This window comes from Mesonia aquimarina (genome assembly GCF_003667275.1).
Lineage (GTDB): Bacteria > Bacteroidota > Bacteroidia > Flavobacteriales > Flavobacteriaceae > Mesonia > Mesonia aquimarina.
This window is the reverse complement of record NZ_RCNV01000002.1, coordinates 333,975-356,643: the sequence shown is the minus strand read 5'-3', so window position 1 is coordinate 356,643 and position 22,669 is coordinate 333,975. Positions and strand designations below refer to the sequence as shown.

26 protein-coding genes are annotated in these 22,669 nt (G+C 33.9%); 1 reads left to right on the top strand and 25 read right to left on the bottom strand.

Going from position 1 to position 22,669, the window contains the following annotated elements:
* Position 1: 1 nt before the first annotated feature.
* The 21 genes from D9R05_RS05155 to D9R05_RS05055 form a co-directional block, all read right to left on the bottom strand.
* A complete protein-coding gene (locus D9R05_RS05155; RefSeq protein ID WP_162984909.1) occupies positions 2–1,309 on the bottom strand; it encodes a tetratricopeptide repeat protein in 1,308 nt (435 codons plus the stop codon).
* Positions 1,310–1,411: 102 nt separating this feature from the next.
* Entirely contained in the window at positions 1,412–2,428 is a 1,017-nt protein-coding gene (locus D9R05_RS05150) for a sugar phosphate nucleotidyltransferase (RefSeq protein ID WP_121666158.1), read from the bottom strand.
* A 37-nt stretch (positions 2,429–2,465) separates the two neighbouring features.
* Positions 2,466–2,897: a dUTP diphosphatase gene (gene dut / locus D9R05_RS05145; protein WP_121666157.1), complete on the bottom strand. Its 432-nt coding sequence runs from the start codon at positions 2,895–2,897 to the stop codon at positions 2,466–2,468.
* Between the two features lie 4 nt (positions 2,898–2,901).
* On the bottom strand, positions 2,902–4,329 hold the full coding sequence (locus D9R05_RS05140) for an oligosaccharide flippase family protein (RefSeq protein ID WP_121666156.1): 1,428 nt from the start codon (positions 4,327–4,329) through the stop codon (positions 2,902–2,904).
* Between the two features lie 286 nt (positions 4,330–4,615).
* The gene (gene atpG, locus D9R05_RS05135) at positions 4,616–5,482 is read right to left on the bottom strand and encodes an ATP synthase F1 subunit gamma (protein ID WP_121666155.1); all 867 of its coding nucleotides are present in this window, start codon (positions 5,480–5,482) and stop codon (positions 4,616–4,618) included.
* A gap of 68 nt (positions 5,483–5,550) precedes the next feature.
* A complete protein-coding gene (gene atpA / locus D9R05_RS05130; protein WP_121666154.1) occupies positions 5,551–7,131 on the bottom strand; it encodes a F0F1 ATP synthase subunit alpha in 1,581 nt (526 codons plus the stop codon).
* Positions 7,132–7,179: 48 nt separating this feature from the next.
* Positions 7,180–7,725, bottom strand: coding sequence for an ATP synthase F1 subunit delta (gene atpH, locus D9R05_RS05125; protein WP_121666153.1), 546 nt, complete (start codon positions 7,723–7,725; stop codon positions 7,180–7,182).
* 3 nt (positions 7,726–7,728) lie between these two features.
* Positions 7,729–8,229, bottom strand: a complete 501-nt coding sequence (locus D9R05_RS05120) for a F0F1 ATP synthase subunit B (protein ID WP_121666152.1) — start codon at positions 8,227–8,229, stop codon at positions 7,729–7,731.
* 89 nt (positions 8,230–8,318) lie between these two features.
* On the bottom strand, positions 8,319–8,516 hold the full coding sequence (gene atpE, locus D9R05_RS05115; RefSeq protein WP_121666151.1) for an ATP synthase F0 subunit C: 198 nt from the start codon (positions 8,514–8,516) through the stop codon (positions 8,319–8,321).
* A 23-nt stretch (positions 8,517–8,539) separates the two neighbouring features.
* A complete protein-coding gene (gene atpB, locus D9R05_RS05110) occupies positions 8,540–9,652 on the bottom strand; it encodes a F0F1 ATP synthase subunit A (RefSeq protein ID WP_121666150.1) in 1,113 nt (370 codons plus the stop codon).
* A gap of 108 nt (positions 9,653–9,760) precedes the next feature.
* Positions 9,761–10,156, bottom strand: a complete 396-nt coding sequence (locus D9R05_RS05105) for a DUF6168 family protein (protein ID WP_121666149.1) — start codon at positions 10,154–10,156, stop codon at positions 9,761–9,763.
* A complete protein-coding gene (locus tag D9R05_RS05100) occupies positions 10,153–10,392 on the bottom strand; it encodes an AtpZ/AtpI family protein (protein WP_121666148.1) in 240 nt (79 codons plus the stop codon). The genes D9R05_RS05105 and D9R05_RS05100 overlap by 4 nt, the downstream gene beginning before the upstream one ends.
* On the bottom strand, positions 10,343–10,768 hold the full coding sequence (locus D9R05_RS05095) for a bactofilin family protein (protein WP_121666147.1): 426 nt from the start codon (positions 10,766–10,768) through the stop codon (positions 10,343–10,345). Before D9R05_RS05095 ends, D9R05_RS05100 begins: the two co-directional genes overlap by 50 nt.
* Before the next feature lie 10 nt (positions 10,769–10,778).
* Positions 10,779–13,352, bottom strand: coding sequence for a type IX secretion system periplasmic lipoprotein PorW/SprE (gene porW, locus D9R05_RS05090; protein WP_240462932.1), 2,574 nt, complete (start codon positions 13,350–13,352; stop codon positions 10,779–10,781).
* A 476-nt stretch (positions 13,353–13,828) separates the two neighbouring features.
* Positions 13,829–14,524: an ABC transporter ATP-binding protein gene (locus D9R05_RS05085; protein ID WP_121666224.1), complete on the bottom strand. Its 696-nt coding sequence runs from the start codon at positions 14,522–14,524 to the stop codon at positions 13,829–13,831.
* A gap of 19 nt (positions 14,525–14,543) precedes the next feature.
* Entirely contained in the window at positions 14,544–16,016 is a 1,473-nt protein-coding gene (locus tag D9R05_RS05080; protein WP_121666146.1) for a DUF5687 family protein, read from the bottom strand.
* A gap of 58 nt (positions 16,017–16,074) precedes the next feature.
* Positions 16,075–16,704, bottom strand: a complete 630-nt coding sequence (locus D9R05_RS05075) for an outer membrane beta-barrel protein (RefSeq protein ID WP_121666145.1) — start codon at positions 16,702–16,704, stop codon at positions 16,075–16,077.
* A gap of 31 nt (positions 16,705–16,735) precedes the next feature.
* Positions 16,736–17,443, bottom strand: coding sequence for a hypothetical protein (locus D9R05_RS05070; protein ID WP_121666144.1), 708 nt, complete (start codon positions 17,441–17,443; stop codon positions 16,736–16,738).
* Positions 17,440–18,063, bottom strand: a complete 624-nt coding sequence (locus tag D9R05_RS05065) for a hypothetical protein (RefSeq protein WP_121666143.1) — start codon at positions 18,061–18,063, stop codon at positions 17,440–17,442. The genes D9R05_RS05070 and D9R05_RS05065 overlap by 4 nt, the downstream gene beginning before the upstream one ends.
* Complete coding sequence (locus D9R05_RS05060; RefSeq protein ID WP_121666142.1) at positions 18,060–18,674, bottom strand: hypothetical protein; 615 nt, start codon at positions 18,672–18,674, stop codon at positions 18,060–18,062. Before D9R05_RS05060 ends, D9R05_RS05065 begins: the two co-directional genes overlap by 4 nt.
* Positions 18,671–19,009 carry a PadR family transcriptional regulator gene (locus tag D9R05_RS05055; protein ID WP_121666141.1) on the bottom strand — a complete coding sequence of 113 codons (339 nt, stop codon included), beginning with the start codon at positions 19,007–19,009 and terminating at the stop codon, positions 18,671–18,673. Before D9R05_RS05055 ends, D9R05_RS05060 begins: the two co-directional genes overlap by 4 nt.
* Before the next feature lie 188 nt (positions 19,010–19,197).
* Between D9R05_RS05055 and D9R05_RS05050 the strand changes: the two genes are divergently transcribed.
* Entirely contained in the window at positions 19,198–20,250 is a 1,053-nt protein-coding gene (locus D9R05_RS05050; protein WP_121666140.1) for a ferredoxin--NADP reductase, read from the top strand.
* A 64-nt stretch (positions 20,251–20,314) separates the two neighbouring features.
* Here the strand turns inward: D9R05_RS05050 and D9R05_RS05045 are convergent, their stop codons facing one another.
* From D9R05_RS05045 to D9R05_RS05030, 4 genes are all read right to left on the bottom strand, one after another.
* Positions 20,315–20,554, bottom strand: coding sequence for a hypothetical protein (locus tag D9R05_RS05045; RefSeq protein ID WP_121666139.1), 240 nt, complete (start codon positions 20,552–20,554; stop codon positions 20,315–20,317).
* A 25-nt stretch (positions 20,555–20,579) separates the two neighbouring features.
* The gene (locus D9R05_RS05040; protein WP_121666138.1) at positions 20,580–20,762 is read right to left on the bottom strand and encodes a hypothetical protein; all 183 of its coding nucleotides are present in this window, start codon (positions 20,760–20,762) and stop codon (positions 20,580–20,582) included.
* Positions 20,763–21,854: a glycosyltransferase family 9 protein gene (locus D9R05_RS05035; protein ID WP_240462930.1), complete on the bottom strand. Its 1,092-nt coding sequence runs from the start codon at positions 21,852–21,854 to the stop codon at positions 20,763–20,765.
* A 203-nt stretch (positions 21,855–22,057) separates the two neighbouring features.
* Positions 22,058–22,666 carry a DUF4254 domain-containing protein gene (locus tag D9R05_RS05030; RefSeq protein ID WP_121666137.1) on the bottom strand — a complete coding sequence of 203 codons (609 nt, stop codon included), beginning with the start codon at positions 22,664–22,666 and terminating at the stop codon, positions 22,058–22,060.
* Positions 22,667–22,669 lie beyond the last annotated feature (3 nt).

The following is a 22,669-nucleotide window of genomic DNA, read 5'->3' as shown; positions in this document are numbered from 1 at the left end:
TTTATTTTTTTAGACTTTCTGCTTTTTGTTGGTACTTTTTTAAGGCCTCTGTTTTTTGTAAGGCCTTTAAAGCAATGATTAATTGCTGATAAAAGTCGGCTTCCATTTGCGGGTTTTCAATTAAAAAATCGAGTCCGGTTAGCAAACTTTCTTCAGCTTTTTTATATTGTTCTGTATTATTAAAAGAAACACCTTGCAATAAGTAAATTATAGGCTGGGTAGGATAAACCGCCAGCGTTCGCTCACTTAAAGCAAGTGCGTCTTTATATTTTTGTTCCTGTATTTGCAGCAACAAGAGTTTTTTTATGCTTTCAAAATCTGAAGAATTTTCTTGTAAGGCTTTTTCAAAATACTGAATGGCTTTTGTATTATCTTTTCCAATATAATACTCTGCCAATTGCTTATTTGATTGTTCTCCGTAATTTAATTCTTCTCCCAACACATTGACCAACTGCCCTTCAAATTGTGGGTTTTTTTGCACAAAAACCATAAAGTCTTTGACTACTTTTTGTTTGATGTCAGCCGAAATTGTTTCGCTGTTCAGCACGATTTCCATGGAGTTTACCGCTTCTTCCAGTTTGTCCTCCTCTGTATAAATCTTATAAAGCGCCAAATGTGCTTCCGCAGCTTCCGGATGAATTTGTTGCAATTTTTGTGCTACTTGATAGGCTTGTTTTACATTTCCCGTTTGACTGTAAAAATAAATCAGGTTCAGGTAGTTTTGCTTATTGTCAGGATCGGTTTCTATCTTGTTTTCTAAATAGGCTATCTGCCCTTTTTCATCGTCAGATTCTACATAAATTTTTCTACGTAAATTTTCACGGTATTCACTCGGCCCTTGTTTTTTATCAATAACATCTAAGGCTTCTAACGCATTTTTATAGTCTTTGGTAAGTAAATAAAGATTGGCAAGATCTTCGTAATAGTTAACATCAAAACTGCTCAGCTTTTTAGCTATTTGAATAGCTTCTGTATAGTTTTGCGTTTGAAAATAAACATCAAATAATTCTACCAACACCTGCTGATCTGAAGGTTTTGCTTTTAAGGTGCGGGTTAAGTAATTAGCCGCTTGCGTATAATCTTCTAAAGCTTTATAATTTTTACCGAGCTCAAACCAAACAACGGGTTCATCTGGACGCAAGTTTTGACATTTTTCTAAAGCTGAAATTGCTTTTTCGTAATTTTCTATTGCCTTTTGCTTTAAAGCTTCAAAAAAATAGGTCTGAAATTTATCGGTTACATTTCCTAAATCATCTTTGCTTACTTCGTTTTTAGCAATGGCTAGGGAATCTTGCTCTTGCGCAAACAAAAAACTTTTGCTTCCCGCAAACAGCAAGAAGCAAAAAAGGATGCTATGGAATTGATTTTTTTTCAACTAATATGTATAATTACAATTTACCGTGTTCAATTTTTATTCCAAAACAGAATAATCTCCGATGCTTATTTGTTTGAAATCGCCATCATATTTAGCGTGATTTCCAATCATAGAATTATCTAATGTTGCATTTTTAATGCTTGCGTTGGTTTGAATCAAACTGTTTTTTAACCTGCTGTTTTCAATAATGCTATCATCGCCAATAGAAACATTTGGTCCAACGGTTGAATTTTTTAGCACTACATTTTCGCCGATATAGCAAGGCTCAATAATTTCAGAATTCTCCAGCTTTACAGAATCTGAAACGGTTTTTTCACCATCAGCCTTTAAGAAATTCAGCATTTTCCCATTGGTTTCTACGGTTACATTTTTATTCCCACAATCCATCCATTCATCTACCGTTCCTGTAGTAAAAATTTTACCGTCGGCCATCATTTTTTTAATACCATCATTAATTTGATATTCGCCGCCATGCATTAAATTTTCTTCTAATACTTCTTGCAACTTCTCTTTTAAAACTGCAATATCTTTAAAATAGTATATACCGATAACGGCTTGATCGCTTACAAATTCTGTGGGTTTTTCAACCAATTCAATTATTTCTTCTTTTTCATTTAAATTGACCACCCCATAAGCTTCGGGATTGGCTACTTTTTTAGTCCAAATTACCGCATCGGCTTCCTCATCCAAGGTGAAATTCGCCTTAATTAGCGTGTCGGCATAAGCCACAACCGCAGGACCAGAAAGTGATTCTTTAGCACTCATAATTGCGTGTCCGGTACCCAAAGGTTTATCTTGACGATAAATTGAAACTTTGGCATTTAAACTTTTAGCTAAGCCTTTTAAGCTCTCTACAATATCATCTCCAAAAAATGCAGGATCTCCTAAGATAAAAGCAACTTCATCTATCGGTTGATTTAGTACGCTAGCAATATCTTTTACCAAGCGATGAACGATAGGCTCTCCAGCAACCGGAATTAAAGGTTTAGGCACGGTTAACGTATGTGGACGAAGTCGAGAACCACGACCCGCCATTGGGACTATAATTTTCATATGATTAGCAATTTTTAGGCATTAATTTTTTGGTTTTTTATTTTCCGGTGCTTCCAAAACCACCTTCCCCTCGTTCGGTTTCTTCAAGCGTTTCTACTTCTTGCCACTCGACACGTTCGTGTTTTGCAATCACCATTTGCGCAATACGTTCGCCATCATTTATGGTAAAAGCCTCTTTTGACAAGTTGACTAAGATAACTCCGATTTCTCCACGATAATCGGCATCAATTGTTCCCGGTGCGTTTAAAACCGTGATTCCTTTTTTGGCAGCCAAGCCGCTTCTTGGTCTCACTTGCGCTTCGAAGCCTACAGGAAGCTCCATAAAAAGACCTGTTTTTACAATAACGCGATCTAACGGACTTAAGATAATTTTGTCTTCTAGGTTAGCACGAAGATCCATACCGGCTGAAGCAATAGTTTCATAACTCGGTAATTCGTGCTTGGATTTATTGATGATTTTAATCGTCATATTTTTAAGGTTGTAGCAATTTGATAATTTCTTTTCTTTCCTTCAGATAGATTATCCCCAAAAATATAAAAAGAAAGACAGTTCCGATCACTAAATTGTTGTCAAGTTGATAATAAGAAAAAAAGCTCATAAAAATAGCAATACTTAAATACATCAGAATGCTTTTTACAGGATAGGGAACCGGATAATGTTTTCTTCCTAGTCCATACGAAATTGTCATCATTACCACATAAGCAATTAATGTAGCCCAAGCGGAAGCCATAAAGCCTATCTTAGGAATCATGAAGTAATTAAAAGCAATTGTTACTAAGGCTCCAATTACAGAAATATACATTCCGTAACGCGTTTTATCGGTCAGTTTATACCAAATTGCAAGGTTAAAATAAATTCCTAAGCATAAATTAGCCAATAAAACTATGGGAACAATGTTGATGGCGATCCAATAATCCGGATTATCGACTAGCAATTGTTTAAAAAAGTCTAAGTAAACACTAATAACGATGAGTATTATACTTCCTAAAATCACGAAATATTTCATGATAAACGCATAGGTTTCCTTTGCATTTTTTTCTGCCGCGTGATTAAAAAAGAAAGGTTCGGCTCCTAAGCGAAAGCCCTGTATAAAAATAGTCATAAATACGGCTATTTTGTAACACGCACTATAAGCTCCATTAATATCTTTATTGAGCATTTCTGGCAACAGCCATTTATCAAAATTTTCATTAACCACATACGCTAATCCTGCTACCATAACGGGCCACCCATAGTTAAATAACTGTTTAAAAATTTCCGTATCAAATTGTATTTTTAATCTAAAAAAGTAGGGCAATAACAATAAAAATGTTACTAAGCTGGCGGCTAGATTGGCTATAAAAATATATTGAACCAAATCTGTGGGCTGATAAAAACTAAAAGAAATTTTATAGGTAGGAATAAACCATAGAAAGAAAAAGTTTAAGCCTACATAAATGCCTAAATTAACAAGCTTTATGCTCATAAATTTTAGGGGTCTTCCGGTGGCTCGTAGATAAGCAAATGGAATAACCACCAAGGTATCTAAAGCGAGTAAAGAGATTAAGAGGTTAAAATAGTGTAGCTTTAAGTTTACAAAGGAAGCGATATCATCATTAAACAAAAAGGCAAATCCAATTAAAACAATTGTAGTAGCACAAATACTGATAAATGCAGTGGAAAAAACCCTATCCTTTTTTTCTGATTTACTGAAAAATCGAAAAAAAGCGGTTTCCATTCCATAGGTTAACAATACATTAAAAAAGGCTGCATATACATAAAAATAAGTGTTATCAGAATAGCTTGCTCGTTCTAAAGTATCGGTATGCAAGTTCACCAAAATAATATTCATCAATCTAGGCAGCACAGTTGCTAGCCCATAAATAACCGTGTCTTTAAAGAATTTTTTTAGTGCTGCCAATCTATTTTCGTGATTAAGTTATAAAAGTACACAACAAAAAAAAGCCCCACAAATTGTAAGGCTTTTTAAATTATAATTAATACGCTTTCCTCAAAACTTCCGCTTTGGGAAAATTTGCTCCCGATGGTCGCTAATTGTTTAACGCTTCGAATTGAAGAAATTTGACTTCGCTACCGCTTCGTCTAATTGTTCAACGCTTCGAATTGAAGAAATTTGACTTCGCTACCGCTTCGTCTAATTGTTCAACGCTTCGAATTGAAGAAATTTGACTTCGCTACCGCTTCGTCTAATTGTTCAACGCTTCAGCTCCTCCAACAATTTCTAAGATTTCGTTGGTAATAGAGGCTTGTCTTGCTTTGTTGTATTGTAATTTTAAATTGTCGCGCAATTCTGTAGCATTATCAGTTGCTTTATGCATTGCGGTCATACGTGCACCGTGTTCAGAAGCAAAAGAGTCTCTTAAAGCCTTAAACAACTGAATTTTTAACGACTTTGGAATTAACTCTTCTACAATTTGATCTTTTTCAGGTTCAAAATCATAATCTAAGCTCACCTCAGAATCACCATCATTATCGATTGGTACGATAGGTAAAAATTGCTCTGTGGTAACTATTTGTGTGGCAGCATTTCTAAAGCTGTTATACACTAACATTACTTTATCATATTTACCCTCCATAAAAGCTTTCATGATATCTTCTGCAATAGCAGCTACTTCATCAAACTCAAGCTTATCAAAAATTTCATTGTTGTTTTTTGCAACCGTAAAATCTTTTTTCAAAATATCATCTGCCTTCTTTCCAATGGTATACAGCGAGATATTTTTTCCGGCAAAACGCTCATTAACCGCTTTTTTTACTCCTTTAATAATATTAGTATTAAAGGCACCGGCTAATCCACGGTTTGAAGAAATTGCAACTACAAGTACGTTATTTACTTCTCGTTGTTCTGCAAGTTTACTTTCACTTCCTTCTTCTAAAGTGGCACTTAAATTCTGAAGAAGTTCACTTAATTTTTCAGAATAAGGACGCATAGCAGTAATTGCATCTTGTGCTTTACTCAACTTCGCAGCAGAAACCATTTTCATGGCACTGGTAATCTGCATGGTTGAAGAAACCGATGTAATTCTGCTTCGTAATTCTTTTAAGTTTGCCATGTTGTTAGTAATGAGTAATGAGAATTAAGTAGTAAGAAGAAGTCCTTCTCACTACTTATCTCTCAAATCTATTTTTTATATTTTGCTGAAATTTCTTTTGCTGCATTAGTTAACACCTCTAAACTATCATCAGTTAATTTTCCTGACTTTAACGTATCTAAGGTATCTCTATGCTTTGCATTTAAATATTCTAAATAATCAGCTTCAAATTCTTTAACTTTATTAACAGGAACATCTCTCAATAAGTTTTTAGAACCTGCATAAACAATCGCAATTTGGTTTTCTACCGGATATGGATCGTTTTGTGCTTGTTTCAAAATTTCAACATTACGTTTACCTTTTTCAATGGTACTCAAGGTTGCTGCATCTAAATCTGAACCAAACTTTGCAAACGCTTCTAATTCACGGAATTGTGCTTGATCTAACTTCAAGGTACCCGCAACTTTCTTCATCGATTTAATCTGTGCAGATCCACCCACACGCGATACCGAAATACCTACGTTAATTGCCGGACGAACCCCTGAGTTAAATAAATCTGACGTTAAGAAAATCTGACCATCAGTAATAGAAATTACGTTGGTTGGGATATATGCTGAAACGTCTCCCGCTTGTGTTTCAATAATTGGTAATGCCGTTAATGAACCACCACCTTTAACTTTATCCTTCAACGAATCTGGAAGGTCGTTCATATCTTTTGCAATCGTATCGTCATTGATAACTTTTGCAGAACGTTCTAATAATCTTGAGTGTAAGTAGAATACATCTCCAGGATATGCTTCACGACCCGGTGGACGACGTAATAACAATGAAACCTCACGGTAAGCTACCGCTTGTTTGGATAAATCATCATAAATAATTAATGCAGGACGTCCAGTATCTCTAAAATATTCTCCAATAGCAGCTCCGGCAAACGGCGCATATACCTGCATTGGTGCAGGATCTGATGCGTTAGCCGCAACAATAGTAGTATAATCTAAAGCACCTTTATCTTCTAAAGTTTTTGCGATTCCTGCAACTGTAGAGGCTTTTTGCCCAATTGCTACGTAAATACAGTAAACCGGTTCTCCTCTGTCATAAAATTCTTTTTGATTAAGAATCGTATCAATACAAACAGTTGTTTTCCCTGTTTGACGGTCACCAATTACCAACTCACGTTGCCCTCTACCTACCGGTACTAAGGCATCAATAGATTTAATTCCGGTCTGAAGTGGCTGAGCAACAGGCTCACGATAAATAACCCCAGGAGCTTTACGCTCTAGTGGCATAGCAATTGTCTCTCCAGAAATTGCTCCTTTACCATCGATTGGTTGACCTAATGTATTTACTACACGCCCAACAATTCCTTCACCTACATTGATAGATGCAATTTGTTGCGTACGTTTAGCGGTATCACCTTCCTTAATGCCTTTTGAAGGTCCTAACAATACAACTCCAACGTTGTCTTCTTCTAAGTTAAGAACCATTCCTTGAAGACCGCCTTCAAATTCAACAAGTTCTCCGTACTCTGCGTTAGAAAGACCGTATACACTCGCGATACCATCTCCTACGCTTAATACTGTACCTACTTCGTCTAATGAAGCTTTAGCTTCAAAACCTGATAGTTGTTGCTTTAAAATTGCTGAAACTTCAGCAGGATTCACTTCTGCCATAATTAGTTATTATAAAGTGACACGTTTAGCGTGTCGTTTTTATTTAAATTAAACGTATGCGTTATTCTTAAATCTATTGCGTAAGTCATTTAATTTACCCGAAACGCTTGCATCATATTGCACATCGTCTACACGTAAAATAAACCCACCTAAAATAGATTGATCTACTATATTTTTTAAGCTTGCTTTGCTTCCTGTTAATTCTTTTACTTTAGCCAGAACTTTTTCCTCCATTGCCGGTGTTAAAGCTTCGGCTGTAGTAACAGTAGCAGCTTTAATGTTATTTAGCTTATTGTAATGTGCTACGTAACTTGCTACAACTGTTTCTAAAATATTAATTCGATTGTTTTCAATTAATATTCTAAATAAATTTTGAGTTACCGGATTTGCCTCTGTAAAAATAGCTTTTACAACATTGTGTTTTGCAGTAGGCTTAATCACCGGACTTTTTAAAACATTACGCAAGTCTTTACTTTGTGTAAGTGTTGCATGTATTTGCTTTATATCAGCAAAAACGGCTTCTGCCTGATTTTGCTCTTGTGCTAAATCAAGCAATGCTTTTGCGTAACGATTTGCTGCTCTTGTGTTTGCCATGGTTTAGTTTAACTTAACGTTATCCAGCATTCCATCGACCAATTTCATTTGGTCTTCTTTATTATCAAGCTCTTTTTGAACTACTTTTTCAGCAATTTCAATAGATAAGTTTGCTACTTGTGCTTTAATTTCAGCAACGGCAGCTTGCTTTTCTGTTTTAATTGTTTCTTGAGCTTTGACAATAATGTTATTAGCTTTTTCTTCTGCTTCCGTAGAGGCATCGGAAATCATTTTTTCTTTGATTTGACGTGCTTCTTTGATAATGCTATCACGCTCTTCGCGAGCTTCTCTTAAAAGCTTTTCATTATCTGCTTGAAGGTTCTCCATCTCTTTACGTGCATTTTCTGCAGATTGTAAAGCATCTTTTATCCCTTCTTCACGTTTGTCTAATGAATCTAATACGGGTCTCCAAGCATATTTTCTAAGCAAAAATATTAAAACTAATAATATTAAAGCTTGCCAAAAAAACAGTCCGTATGCAAAATCTTGAATTAACTTTTCCATCAGTTGATTTCTTTCTTAACTATAAATTTTCAAATGAAAAAACAATTCCCTGTAGCCAACCGCTACAGGGTTTTGTTTTTGTTTAATTCTTATGCAAGGATTAAAGCAGCAAATGCTAAACCTTCCAATAACGCAGCGATAATAATCATCGCGGTTTGAACTTTCCCAGATGCTTCTGGTTGACGTGCGATTGCTTCCATAGCTGAACCACCGATTTTTCCAAGACCAAGTCCTGCACCAATCACAATTAAGCCAGCTCCAACCATTGCTAGATCTAAAGTTTCCATAATCTAAAATTTATAATTAATAATTAAACAATTTCGTTTGTTTCTGAATGTTCGTGATCGTGCTCTTCTACTGCAAGACCGATGAATAACGCAGATAACATAGTAAATATATATGCCTGTAAAAAGGCGACTAATAATTCTATAACTGAAATAAATAATGTCAAAAATATTGAAATAGGTCCATCCATTACTAAATTGTCAGTCACAAATATTAAAGCGATTAAGCTCATAATAACAACGTGACCAGCGGTAATATTAGCAAACAAACGTACCATAAGTGCAAATGGCTTTGTTAAGGTTCCTAATAATTCTATTGGAATAAGAATAATTTTCATAAGGATTGGCACACCAGGCATCCAAAAAATATGCTTCCAATAATCTTTAGTTCCACTAAATTGTGTAATTAAATAAGTGAATAATGCTAAACAAGCTGTAATAGCAATATTACCTGTAACATTTACCCCAAGTGGTGTCATTCCTAAAAGGTTTAAAACCCACACAAAGAAGAATACGGTTAACAAAAAGCCCATAAACTTTCTGTACTTTTTCTCCCCGATATTAGGAATTGCAATATCGTCGCGAACATACAAAACCAATGGTTCTAAAACTCTACCTATTCCAGTGGGAATTTCTTTATGTCTATACGATCTGGCTAATGAACCAAACAATAAAAACAACAATATACACGTAAGTAAAATTGTGAATACGTTTTTAGTGATTGAAAAATCTAACGGTTTCTCATTTGTAGCGTGATGCTCTTCATCAAAACTTAAATCGCCAGCAACGTTTGTTTTGTAAATAGTATTATGGTGGATTTTATAATAATTTCCTTCAACCTCAGCTACACTTTCTCCGTGGTGAAAACGAGAAGAAGAGAAAATTTTCAAACCTTCATCAATTAAAATTACCGGTAACGGAAAACCAACATGCTCTCCAGTTTCACTATCTGTCCATAATGTAAAATCGTAAGCATCTTGCAAGTGATGATCGATATAATTTTGAACTTCGGTTTTGGTATCGATGTGAGGAGTCCCACCTTCTGCTTGATGTTCTTGTGGGTCGTTTGCATTCCCCGAAAAAGAAATTGACGCAACTAAACAGAATAATAAAATCTTAACTATGTTTCCCTTTTGCATTTCAGGTAAAATTTCAGTCTTTAAATTTCGGTGCAAATGTACATAATTAAAACTTAAAAAATAACACGAATTGGTTAATAAGTTTTTTTTTATTGAAAAGAAGCCTAATTAATTGTCATTCTGGAAATTAATATTCCTTAAAATTTTACTCACATAAAATATTTCAACAATTAAACAAAGAAAATAAGGAATAAAAAAATGCATATAAGTTGATTTATCAACTGAAATTGCGGAGGTCTTTAGCCATAATAAGAAAAGGGCTATTTTAATAAAACTTCCCACCATAAATACAAAACCAAGCTGATCTTTAAGTTTTTGACTTAATAAAAATATGGTGATTGTAAAAAGTAAAGTAATCCCGACGTTAAATTTATAACTGAAATCAATCAGCTTTTGCAGAACTTGATCATCTTTATTGATAAGATATTGATGTCCGAGATAAGTTAAGCCTGTTAATAAAAAAAGAACTCCCGTAAATTGGAAGGCAACCTGTTTTATCTTCATTTATTAAGTTGTTTGAGTTGTTTTAACACGGCATAAAGTGAGATAGCGACCCCAAAAATTACTCCTAAAATAGTAAACCAATCATTTTCATGCGGGTATTTTTCATCTATCTTTTTTCCGCCCCAAGCAAATAGAAAAATAGTTACCCCCATTTGAATGGCGATACCCGATAATACCGCCCAATTTTTAAGCGGTTTGTCCTTCTTGGGATTGTTGTTTTTCTTTTCTTCGCTCATCTTTTAGCGATTTTACGCCACCTTTCATCTGGCAAGTTGCATTAAATGTTGCTCCGGGTTCTATTGCTAATTTACCGGTAATTACCTCGCCTTCAATATGCGCAGAACTTCGTAAGCTCAAGGTTTCTTTGACGGTTAAATTTCCAGAGAAACTTCCTTCAAAATCGGCATGTTCGCATTCTACATCTCCTTTTATAACTCCTGTTTTCCCTAGAACTACTTTCCCTGGGGTTTTTAAGGTACCTTCAATTGTACCTTCTATTCTAAAGCTACCCTTTGCCTCTATATCTCCCTTTATTAAAGTTCCTTGAGAAATTTTATTCTGTTCTTTACTCGCTTCTCCTGACTGACGACTTTTTTTATTTTCTGAAAACATTGCGTAAATTTTATTCTACTTTTTCTTGTTTTAGGTATTCGGCTAAATTTTTATGAACTTGTATAATTTCGTAATTTGTCATGGAAATTCCAAAATTATCGTGTTCAATTTCATACTCCTCTTCCTCCTTTAACTTATCACCAAATCCTATAGCTCCTAGTTTTGAAGAGAACCCGTGAATGGTTATAAAGGTTTTTTCAGGCGTATAAAAATCGATAGAGCTTCGTAAATTTTCAAAGCCGAAATCTACTAAAGCGGTATCTACTTTTTGTTTCACAAGTTTCATTTCCTCTTTATTTTCTAAAGAAAACGGATAGACTAATTTATAGCTGTCTTCTGGTGTATCCGGTTGAAATTGCTTTTGCTCTAAATCGGGTAACGAATTGGAAACAATATCTTCGGCACGCTTTCCTTCTTCACTTTGCGGATAATTTAACGCAACATAATTTAAGCCTTTTTTATATGCTTCAAACCCATAATAACGCCCTTCTGCAGTAGCTTTTAACAATTCAAATTTTGGTACAATATCTAAGCCGGTAAATTCTGTAATGTATTTTTTACTATCAGCAATAACTTCTTGGTATTGCTCTTGTTGAAATTTACGATAAATGCTGGTGTACACAGCCTCGGGACTGTTTTCTTGGTTTAGTAAACCCCGCGGATTTTTAAGAATTGTGGCATAACGCGAATCCGGATGATTGGTTAAGATATTTTGTTTCCACTGGTTGGCTTTTTCTGTATTTCCTGTAGTCGTGTAAATTTTATATAAGTTATATTTTGAAGGAAGAATTAAACGTTCTTCAGGATCATTTTTTAGTAGTTTTTCCAGCTTATCTGTCGCCAAATCGTACTCCTTGAATTTTTCCTTATAAATAATTCCCAATTGATAATAAGCGAAATTTCGCTCATCCGAAAGACTGTCAATTAATTGCTGATCTGTCGGGATTTCATCAATATAAGTTTGTGGATCATACTTGGGGTCTTGATTAATCTTTGCAATTAAATCATTCTTTTTAGGAGCTGCTTCTTCGTCACTTCCATTTTTAGATTTGGGATCATAACGCCAATTATCTGCTAATTCTATATTTCCCCAAAGCGATCTAAACTCTTGTACCCCATAGTCGGCTTGTGTTTTATTATAAAAATAAAACTCTCCTGCAGATTGCTGACTTCCTATCTGACTTTGTTGTTTTCCAAATAAATTTCCCGTTCCGGTATTTTGTGCTACGCCTTTATCTGCTTTTTCAGCTTCGGTTATAGCAATGGTTTTAAGACTGTCTGCTATTTTTCCGAAATAAGCTTGACGCTCGGCTTCTGGCATGGCAACTAAACGAAGAATACTATCGTTTTTTTGCGCTATATCCTCATATAAAATTACATCGTCTAAATTTTGTCTTTTTTTACGAATAGCACGGTATTCTCGTGTATTTTCCGGTAAATTGGTAAGCGTACTATCATAATAAGCACCAGCTTCTTTATATTCTGCATAATCAAAATTGATATTGCCTAAGGTAAGGTAATTTCGAGAACGCAAATACTCATCTTGTGTATTGGTACGAAGTGACTTATTGTAATAATATACTGCTTTTGGTACGGTATCTGTCTTTTTGTAATACTGCCCAAATTGATAATAAATGATGTCTAAAAATGGTCGGTTTTCACGATCTTCCTTCATTTCGGTCATCAACTCTTGAAAAGCGATATGATCTCCTTCATCAATATCAAAATTTTTCGCCTTTTCCATATAAGCGTTTATCATATAAACGCGCGGCGATTTTCGGTTGAGCTCTATAACTCTGTCAAATGAAACATTGGCACTATCCTGTTGATCTAAGCGATCATAAATTTGTCCTTTAATAAATAAAAGGCGTCCTTTTTGTTCATTAGAGCGCGTATACTTTATAGCCGTATCGAGGTTAGGAATTGCCATTTCAATTTCCCCTAGATTTAAATAGGCTTGTGCCATTGCAGCGTTCGCTTCAACGCGGTCTTTTTCTTCAAAGTCTAAATTTTGTTTGAATAATTCTTTTAAGTTTTGCAGCGCCAACTCATTATTATCCATGCGCATATAGGTTTTTTCGCGCCATATTTTTGCCGTAACCAATTGATCACTTTCTTTATAATTGGTTAAAATATAATTAAAGGATTCTAAAGCCGGAAAAAAACGTTGATCGAAATAGCGCGCTTTTCCTAATAAAATAAAAGCTTTATCCATTTGCGGATTATATTCGGTTCCCGCAATAAGCATATTGTGTTTTTGAATTGCTTTGGTTGCTTTTTCTTCGGCACGTTGAAATTTTGGGTTTTGCTGCGTGGTATCGGTAGGGTCTTTTTTGGTAATTTGCATGCGCTCTACCGGAAGAATCTCCCAATAATTATCTTGATAATCTTGCTGTAACTGTGCCTGCCCTTCTTCTAGCGCTAATTGCCCATTATAAATGATATTATAATAAGCCCCCATGGCGTGAAAGTTACGATTTACCCATTTGTTTTTCTTTCTGGAGCAAGCCGCAATAGAAAGTATAGCAACAAAGATAAGTATTATTTTTGCGTAAGTAGCTGATTTGTAATTCTTCAAACTCATTAACATCTTCTTGTAAAGAATAACTGCGTAATCCTTTTTTTAGTATGATTGCGGGTAAAAATACATTTCTTTTAAGAAAAAGCGCTTAAAAAATACGATAAAATAGGATTTTTGTATCATTAATGTCTAATTAAAGAATCAAGACCGCTGCGCTGTATGAAACAAGAAGTAGGACTAAAAATAACTAGCTGAAAACTTTGAGTTTTAGATTGGTTTGCAGTAATTTTATGATGGCTAAAATTTGTTGAGGCTATCTTAAATGTCTAAAGCTGTCAACCTGAACTTTGATTCAGGTTCTCCTATTGATTTGTATTTCAATGAGGTGAGATTCTTTAGTTATCGGAATATATTCAGAATTACGTTTTATTAATATTTCTAAACAACCCCTTTTTTATTAGCTTTTAAATTATAATAACCAAAAATCTATTTTCTAAGAGCGTAGTATTCTATTATTTTAATCGATCATGAATAATGAATTACCTCGAAAAATAAGCTTCTAATTCTTGTAAAGTTGCTTCGCTGGTTTTGATGTCTTTTACGGTTTCGCCTTTATCTAAAACCACAATACGCTCGCAAACTTCGGTTACGTGAATTAAGTCGTGACTAGAAATAAGTATAGTGATATTTTTTTCGCTTGCTAATTCTTTAATAAGTTGCTTTAAGCGGATTTGTGTGGTTGGGTCTAAATTGGCAAAAGGTTCGTCTAAAATAATTACGTCTGGATTACCGATAAGTGCGGCTACGATTCCTGCTTTTTTCTGATTTCCTTTTGATAAATCTCTCAGGTATTTTTTTTGCTGAAGAATTTCTCCATGAAAAAAGTCTTCAAATTTTGCCAGTAATTTATCTACATCAGATTTGTTCTGACCCCGTAATTCGCCAATAAAATAGAAATATTCTTCGGCCGTTAAATAACCTATTAAAAAACTTTCATCAATAAAAGAAGAGGTAAAGGGTTTCCAGGCTTCGCTTTCATTTACAATGACTTCATTATTGGTAATATTTCCTGAAGAAGGCTGAATAAGATCTAGCAATAAGCTGAAAAATGTTGTTTTTCCGGCCCCATTATTTCCAACCAATCCAAAACTTTGTCCTTTTGGAATTTCTAAATTGTCTATATGAAGAACCGTGGTCCCGTTATAAGATTTGCTAAGATTATTTACGTGAATCATTTTTCTTGTTTTAGTTGAATTAGGCTTTTTCATCAAAAGCGGCGATGGTTTTGTACTTATTTTTTTGATAAATCTTTTCAATTTTATTCAGGAAAAAGTTTTTGAAAACTATTCCTGCAAGTCCACACAAGGCTAGGAAAATAATTCCAGCTTCAAAATTGATAAGTTTGTAAGGAATGTAGAAAATAAGCATTGGCCCAAAGATTTTAGGCAAAGCAATAAGTAATTGTGTAGGATTAAAACCTTGTGTATTGCTAAAGGCTTTTGCTTTTACGTTTAATTCCATCGGCACGCGGTTTAAAACGCCTCCATACAATGTTATAAATGAATTTAAACCAACATTAAATAAAGCTCCGGCAGCGATCATTCCAAAAATATCCCAGCCAAAATAAATATAAGGCGTGCTTAATACAAAAGAAATGAGCACCGCAACCACCATAAGCAACCATTTTGATTCTAAATATTCTCGGTAAGGAATATTTTGACTCATTAATAATTTATAATATTCGCTATCCCAAGACGGCACCAATTGCCCAAAGGACATTAAAAAACCACCGGTTACAAACATAGATGCAAAGGCTAAAAATGCAGGCATATTTTGGTAAGTTTCTTGGGTATAGAAAATTAATCCATAAAAAAGAAATAAACCAGACATGAAAAGCACTTGTTTTGGGCGTTTATTCCGCATGATCATCCGGACATCATTTTTAAGAAATGGTGCTATTCTACCAAAACGATTTAACCAATTCAACTCTGAGGTTTTTACGGTTTCGGTTTTTTTAGATATTTCAGCATCCAAATAAAATCCTTTTCTAATAAAACTATAGGTTTTTCGGTATAATAAAACCATCAGCAACAGAGGAATTAAAACCGCATACCACTTTTCGTAAATGGTATTGAAAAATATTCCGGCTTTTTCGGCTAATGGATAAATGTTATAATATTCTATGGCTACTCCGGCAACCAAAATCGTCAAAATTGTATAGAAAATCTTGTCGTTTTTATTCAATAAGAAATTAAGGTAGTTTATAGATAAGGTAAAAAACAACATCGAAAAAAACCAAGCAATTACTTGTATTGGTGCATATCCTTGAAATAACAATACGATGCTAAATGGAAGAAAGAAAAATAGCGGTAAAAAATTAAAAAAAGAGACCGTAGTTTTTCCTAATAAATAATGAATAACGGTTTCTCTTTTTATGGGGATAATCATATAAGGTTTTATATTCATGACCGGCAATTGCTGCATAAAATACCGGTACGCCATATCGATTAAAAACCAAAATATCAAGTAATTATTAACTACATTAAGCGGATCTTGCCCCGGAAAAACATCTTCTAAAATAAAAAATGCAGTAGTCCCTAATACTAGAAAGCTTCCGCCAAAATAAAGTGCGGCAAAAATGAGTAAAATTTTTATAGCTAGGCCTTTCTGAAAATAGGAGGAACGCGAGAACTGTTTCCACTCTAAAGATAAAAATCGTTTAAACATACTGTTAGATTAGGTTACCGGGTTAGTATATATTTTTATGATTTTGTTACAAGCTTTACTAAAATAGTTGATCCAGTTTTAAGTAAATATTTCCGTAGGCACCAATGGTATTGGTTTTATACTCTTCTAACATGGCAAAGCCATAATCTCCTATTACTTGAAAGCCTATATATTTACCAATAGAAAAACCGAAACCAAGATTTACACCAAAATTAAGAGGCTTATAAAAATCGCTGATCACCTCATCTCGCTCGTCCGGTTTCCAATTATCTTCTAAATCTCTGTTTAAAACATACGTGCTTCTTGCTCCGCCAAGTACATAAAAACCTTTATTGTACTCTCCGTTAACATCAAACTTAATAAGCGGTTGTAGATTTATACTTGCTTTTCTTGAAGTGTAATTTTCATATCCATCTGCTGTTTCTGAATAAAAAAGGTTGGTAAGTAAACCTGCTTTTTCTGAAAATTTATAATCGCCATACAAACCGATGCTTAATGGAAATTTTGTCACCTTCGGCCAAGTTCTAGAGCTATAAGTTTTAAAATCTTCATTCGTACTTGTTATATTTTTCGCTACACCGCCTAATAAAAATCCATAAGAAAAATCTTGAGCAAAAGATAGGCTACAGCTTAAGCAAAAAATAAGAGCGCAAAACTGTTTTTTACTGAATAAAACGTTTTTTCTCATTCCTGTTTTTTTTTTAAAATGAAGCGCTAAATTATGATAATTCCATTTCTGGATAAGCCTTTTTTAAAATTTCTTCTTTTTTACCAGGAATTACAAATACCGAAATATAGAGCAATAAAAATTCCGCAGTAAAAACAAAGCTTACAAAGATTTGCCCTTGTAAACTGATGGTTTCTGAAGTATCAAAAAAGTTTCCAAAATTAAGAACATAATACGGAAAAAATAAAACTGTAAGCAAACCTCCCGATGTCAAAAGAGTTTCTTCTAGTAGATACAATTTTTTATTTCCAGATTTAACTCTTTTTTTTAATCGCCTTAAGTTAAATCCAGAATAAAACACACTCGAAAAAATAAGAATCACGACTCCAACTGCCAGAATTCTTAAACCATAATTAAAGTTTGACACTATAAAAAAACAAATCCAACTCAATACAATACTGATAATGACTTTTGGTAATTTCAAAAAACACTTTACTTCTTCCAAAATCATTTTATAGTATTTTTTGGTCATTGCATTTTGCCGTTTTTCAACCACTTCCATAAACCCAAAAACACCAAATTTCTTAAATTCTTTTTGGAGTAATTCTTCAAAATCTTGATCGGGATTTTCTTCCCAATATTCTTCAATCGCGTTGGCTAAATGATCTACTAATTCGGTTTGCACATCGTAATATTCAACATAATGCTGCCGCGTAAATTCGTATAAACGATCGATTTGTTGTTTGTTTACTTTTTTCATGACAATTGATAATTTTTACGATAATATTTTGCCAATTGTATAGAGGAAACTAGAAATGAAGCGTTCAACAAAACAAAAACCATCAACAAAATAAATGCATTTTTATCAAGTGCAACCTTATTAAAAAGTTGAAAATAAAATTGATTAAACCAACCTATTACTAATGCCAAGCTTACTAAACATGAGTACTTTTTTCCTTTTTTTATTTTAATTTTCCAATATAAGCCTATAAATAATATTACTTCCAAAATCATTAATCCTAATAAAATATACATCATATTTTTAGCTAAGGAAATAGGAATAAAAAATAAGATTAATCCGATTATAAAACTGGAAATTAAAACTGTTGGAGTTAGCAAGTTCTTTAATAGTAAAACTGCAACTCTTTTAAATGCTTTCTTACGGAATTTACCAACATTATCTAACAAGCTTTTTTTATGCTGAACCATATATTGTTTAAACTCTTCATAAAAACCTTGATTGTCTTTTTGGGCTAAACGTGTTTCTAATTCGCTAGCAACATGATCTGTCATTTCGGTTAATACATCATCATATTCAATCGCAGAATTTTTTAGGTAATTTTGTATAAACTGAATGTTTTCTTCCGTTAATTTTTTCATGCTTCCTTAAATTTTGTCTTGTAGTAGCGAAAGCTTTCAATAATGGTTTTTAGCGCGCTCATATTTATCCAAAGTGAGATGAGTGCAATAATCGTAAAAACAAATGCATTATTTTCTGTAGCCTTAATTACAAAATGGACTAGAAAAGAATTGTACATATAAATTAGAAAAACTAAATGATGAACAAACGAAACTTTTAAATAGCGGTAAATTAAAAGCGGAAGAATTGCACAGCTTCCCAATAAAGCTTGGGGAAATAAAATGTACTCCACGTTAATTGATGAAAAATCAGCAAAATAAAAAACACCCAAAACCAATAGAAAAATTCCAGCAATTAATGGATGAAACATATTTTTACCGACAACTTTCAGTGCTTTTTTATCTAAATCCCATCGGTGTTTTGAGGTGCTTTTTAGCAATTCTTGTTTATGATTTAGCATATAGGTTTTAAAGGCATCATAAAATTCTAAGTCAGGATTTTTATTGAGCTTTTCTTCTATTGCACTCGCAACGTGATCGGTCATCTCTAAACGAACATCAATAAAAAAGACATCAGAATTTTTTAAGTAATTCCGTATAAACTGAATATTTTCTGCACTTAACGTTCTCATCCTAAACTCGGTTTTGGGTTTACAATTCCTTGAATAGTTTCAATAAAACGCTCTAATTCTGCCAATTTATTTATGCTTTCTTTCGTGCCTTTTTCGGTAAGTTTATAATATTTACGCAAACGATTGTCAACTTTTTTAACCTCAACATCTAACAAACCGTCGGCTTCTAATTTGTGCAAAGCCGGATATAACGCGCCTTCGGTAATTTTTAATTCACCTTGCGTCATCTTTTTTACTTTCTGCGTTATTTCGTAGCCATACATTTTATCACCTTCAGCTAAAAGTTTTAAAATGATGGTACTTAGACTTCCTTTGTATAATTTTGCATTCGACATTTCGACAGAATTAATTCAGCACAAATATACCTAATTTTCTTATGCATCAAAATCTTAGGTATGCTTTTTATATTAGAAGTATCAGATTGCTTTATTTTTAGACAAAAGATGAACTATTACTGAACAATTTCAATAGAAAAGCTTTAAAATAATCTACTACTTTGTATTTTTGTTGAAAAAATATTTCGATGCAGAATTTTCATCAACTCGCTATAAAAAATATCATCAGAGAAACGCCAAAAGCGGTTAGTTTAGTTTTTGAGCTTCCTAAAAGCTTAACGCCAGAATTTAAATTTAAGGCCGGGCAATATATTACCATAAAAAAAGAATTTGATGGAAAAGAAATTCGTCGTTCGTATTCACTTTGCTCTACCCCTAAAAGTGGCGAATTAAAAGTTACGGTAAAAGAAGTTGATGGTGGTTTATTTTCTGCTTTTGCAAACAATAAATTGCAAATTGGCGATACGCTTTGCGTTTTTCCGCCCGAAGGAAAATTCATTTTTACCCCTGTTGAAGATTCTGCGCATCATTACTACGCGGCATTTGCTGCCGGAAGTGGAATTACACCGGTTTTATCAATCATAAAAACGGCGCTTCACGAAGAAGAACACAGCAAATTTGTGCTGGTTTACGGAAATAAATCGCCCGAAGAAACCATCTTTTTTAAAGAATTATTAGAACTACAATCAAAATTTCCTGATCGTTTTTTTGCTGAATTTGTCTACAGTAAAGCAAAAGAAGACAAATCGTTTTTTGGAAGAATTGAGCGCAGCACCGTAAATTATATTTTAAAGAACCGCTTTAAAGGGCATAAATTTGAAGCCTTTTACTTGTGTGGACCTGAGCAAATGATAGATTTAGTGAGCGAAGTCTTGCAAGAAAATAATGTTGTAGAAGAAAAAATTCATTTTGAATTATTCAACTCTACTGAAGAAGGCGAAATTGAAGCTGTTTTAGAAGGGAAAACGCAAATTACGGTAATCGTTGACGACGAAGAAACTACGTTTGAAATGGACCAGAAATCGACTATTCTCGATGCAGTTCTCGAAAAAGATCTTGACGCACCTTATTCTTGCCAAGGCGGAATTTGCAGTTCTTGTATCGCTAAAATAACCGAAGGAAAAGCTGAAATGGCAAAAAATCAAATCTTAACCGATGAGGAAGTTGCCGAAGGTTTAACCTTAACCTGCCAAGCGCACCCAACTACGCCAAACATAAAAATTGACTACGACGACGTGTAGTTTATTAGTAATTAGTAGTTAGAATTGAGCAGTTGTAGTAAAGCCTAATTAGAAGTGAGTTGAATTAACTACTTCTCTCCTTTTCTGCCAATTGAACGCGTTTATAAATAAAAATACCCAGCCATACAAAGCCGGCAAAAAACAACATCCAAAAATTGGAATATTTTTCATTTTGACGGGTGTTTTCTAATAGAAAATAACCACTAAATAAAAGTAAGATAAGTGCATTAAATAAATACATCCACTTTCCTTTTTTATAGTGATTTATAATACTGATCAATTTTTCCATAGCAAATGCAAACATAATAGGTCAATCTAACTTCTTTAACTTATCTAAATAATACTTCATACAATTTTGCTCCTGCATAAATAGCGAGCATTAAAATCATAAGATATACCCGGCGTTTTTGATTGTCGTCTAAGCTTTTAAATTGAACCAAGCGAAAAATAACATAAGCTGCTACTAAACCGAGTATAATATAGGTTAACCAAGAAGTTGAACTAAAATCCATTTACGCAATTTCTTTAATTTGTTTTGTTATTTGTATTGGGTTTATACTCCGCATCACGTTTTCATAACCTTCAACCGATTTATTGCCGTAAATTGAAGTCGGTAATAACGGATACTTTTCTAAATCGGGTAACAATTGATTTTCTTTTGGTTGCTGAAAAGGCGCAAACCCAGCAAATGGATGCGTCGCGCCCCAAATGGTAATCACCGGAATTTGAAATAACGCCGCCATATGTCCGTTACCGCTGTCCATAGAAAGCATCGCATCTAAATTAGAAATTACTTGCAATTCTTCTTTAAAACTGAGCTTTCCAGCTAAACTTTCTACGTTTTTATATTTTGAAGCGAGGTTATTTAAAATTTCGGTTTCTTTTTTTCCGCCACCAAATAAGATAATTTCGTACGCATCACTTCTATCGATTTCGGCGATGACTTTTTCCATTAAATCTAAGGGATACATTTTAGCTTCGTGTGCAGCAAATGGTGCAATTCCTAACCACTTTCTAGGTGTTTTACCTAAAATTTCCTGTGCTTTTTTAGGAACTGAATATTTCGGAATTTCTATTTTTTGATTTAAATCTACCGGAAAACCTAAATTGGCAAAAATGGCTGCATAACGTTGATGCGTAGTTTTTAAAGGCTGAATTGTTTTGGGTTCTAGTTTTGTTAATTCCTTCTTTTCTGCACGCTCTTTATCAATACTCTTCCATTTTATTCCGAAGAAAAAGAAGAAAAAACCTAGAATTTTGGTTCGTAAAACATTGTGTAAATCGGCTACGACATCAAAATTAAATTCCCGAAGTTGAAAAGCGAGTTTTGCTAAGCCTAAAAAACCTTTGTGTTTATTTTTTACATCAGCTACAAGAACTTCAACATTCGGAATATCATCAAAAAACGGCGTAAAAAAAGCTTTGGTTAAGACCGTAATTTTTAGCGTCGGATATTGCTTTACCAATCTGCGTAGAACCGGAACACACATTGCCACGTCTCCCATCGCCGACAAACGGATCACTAAAATATGTAAATCCTTCTCTGCCTTCGGCATCTCCCCCAAAGGGGAAGAAATAGAATTTCTTTTAAAAGCTTTTTTCATTATTTTGTTAATACTGCACGAAAAATTGATTTCGTCAACCTGAACTTGTTTCAGGTTCTCATCATCATTTAATCAACTAGCTCGGGGCAAGCCTCGAAGTATTAAAGCCTTCGGCGATGCCAATAATTGTTATGTGATTCTGAAATAAATTCAGAATGACGCTCTCTTAAAAACCTTTCAGGAATACGCTGTTTATTTCTGTTCTACTTTTTATTCCGCAATACAGGATTTAACTCCTCATCATTATACATTTTCATCTGTTTGTAGACTTTCATGTATTTATCGCCATTTTCAATATCGGTCAGTAATTGATTAATGGCAGTTGACAGATCTACACGTTGTTCTAGCAAAATATCCAACTTTGCTTGGCAAGCCATTTTGTGTTTTTGAGAAGCGTCTTCACGATTTGCTTCTTCATCCATATGGTAAATTTTTAAAGCTAAAATCGATAAACGATCAATTCCCCAAGCCGGACTTTCGGTATTAATTGTCGCATTATCTTTTGCTACAACATCTTTAAATTTATCGAGAAAATAGCTATCGATATATTCTACCATATCAGTTCTGTCTTGATTAGAAGTATCGATTTGGCGCTTTAATTTTAAGGCTGAAACCGGATCAATTTGCGGATCGCGAATAATATCTTCATAATGCCATTGTACGGTGTCTATCCAACATTTTCTGTATAATAAATGCTCTAAAAGCTGATCATTCTCGTCATACGGATTTTTAAAAGGTTGGTCTACTGTATTTATCTCGTGGTATTTTTCAATGACTTCTTGAAATATTTTGTTGGCTTTGTCTGAAAACATAGT

Bases quoted from the DNA above. Each gene is read 5' to 3' on its own strand.
- D9R05_RS05150 (WP_121666158.1), bottom strand. From the start codon at position 2,428: ATGAAAATTATAGTCCCAATGGCGGGTCGTGGTTCTCGACTTCGTCCA.
- dut (WP_121666157.1), bottom strand. From the start codon at position 2,897: ATGACGATTAAAATCATCAATAAATCCAAGCACGAATTACCGAGTTAT.
- atpG (WP_121666155.1), bottom strand. From the start codon at position 5,482: ATGGCAAACTTAAAAGAATTACGAAGCAGAATTACATCGGTTTCTTCA.
- atpA (WP_121666154.1), bottom strand. From the start codon at position 7,131: ATGGCAGAAGTGAATCCTGCTGAAGTTTCAGCAATTTTAAAGCAACAA.
- atpH (WP_121666153.1), bottom strand. From the start codon at position 7,725: ATGGCAAACACAAGAGCAGCAAATCGTTACGCAAAAGCATTGCTTGAT.
- D9R05_RS05120 (WP_121666152.1), bottom strand. From the start codon at position 8,229: ATGGAAAAGTTAATTCAAGATTTTGCATACGGACTGTTTTTTTGGCAA.
- atpE (WP_121666151.1), bottom strand. From the start codon at position 8,516: ATGGAAACTTTAGATCTAGCAATGGTTGGAGCTGGCTTAATTGTGATT.
- atpB (WP_121666150.1), bottom strand. From the start codon at position 9,652: ATGCAAAAGGGAAACATAGTTAAGATTTTATTATTCTGTTTAGTTGCG.
- D9R05_RS05105 (WP_121666149.1), bottom strand. From the start codon at position 10,156: ATGAAGATAAAACAGGTTGCCTTCCAATTTACGGGAGTTCTTTTTTTA.
- D9R05_RS05100 (WP_121666148.1), bottom strand. From the start codon at position 10,392: ATGAGCGAAGAAAAGAAAAACAACAATCCCAAGAAGGACAAACCGCTT.
- D9R05_RS05095 (WP_121666147.1), bottom strand. From the start codon at position 10,768: ATGTTTTCAGAAAATAAAAAAAGTCGTCAGTCAGGAGAAGCGAGTAAA.
- porW (WP_240462932.1), bottom strand. From the start codon at position 13,352: ATGAGTTTGAAGAATTACAAATCAGCTACTTACGCAAAAATAATACTT.
- D9R05_RS05085 (WP_121666224.1), bottom strand. From the start codon at position 14,524: ATGATTCACGTAAATAATCTTAGCAAATCTTATAACGGGACCACGGTT.
- D9R05_RS05080 (WP_121666146.1), bottom strand. From the start codon at position 16,016: ATGTTTAAACGATTTTTATCTTTAGAGTGGAAACAGTTCTCGCGTTCC.
- D9R05_RS05075 (WP_121666145.1), bottom strand. From the start codon at position 16,704: ATGAGAAAAAACGTTTTATTCAGTAAAAAACAGTTTTGCGCTCTTATT.
- D9R05_RS05070 (WP_121666144.1), bottom strand. From the start codon at position 17,443: ATGAAAAAAGTAAACAAACAACAAATCGATCGTTTATACGAATTTACG.
- D9R05_RS05065 (WP_121666143.1), bottom strand. From the start codon at position 18,063: ATGAAAAAATTAACGGAAGAAAACATTCAGTTTATACAAAATTACCTA.
- D9R05_RS05060 (WP_121666142.1), bottom strand. From the start codon at position 18,674: ATGAGAACGTTAAGTGCAGAAAATATTCAGTTTATACGGAATTACTTA.
- D9R05_RS05055 (WP_121666141.1), bottom strand. From the start codon at position 19,009: ATGTCGAATGCAAAATTATACAAAGGAAGTCTAAGTACCATCATTTTA.
- D9R05_RS05050 (WP_121666140.1), top strand. From the start codon at position 19,198: ATGCAGAATTTTCATCAACTCGCTATAAAAAATATCATCAGAGAAACG.
- D9R05_RS05045 (WP_121666139.1), bottom strand. From the start codon at position 20,554: ATGTTTGCATTTGCTATGGAAAAATTGATCAGTATTATAAATCACTAT.
- D9R05_RS05040 (WP_121666138.1), bottom strand. From the start codon at position 20,762: ATGGATTTTAGTTCAACTTCTTGGTTAACCTATATTATACTCGGTTTA.
- D9R05_RS05035 (WP_240462930.1), bottom strand. From the start codon at position 21,854: ATGAAAAAAGCTTTTAAAAGAAATTCTATTTCTTCCCCTTTGGGGGAG.
- D9R05_RS05030 (WP_121666137.1), bottom strand. From the start codon at position 22,666: ATGTTTTCAGACAAAGCCAACAAAATATTTCAAGAAGTCATTGAAAAA.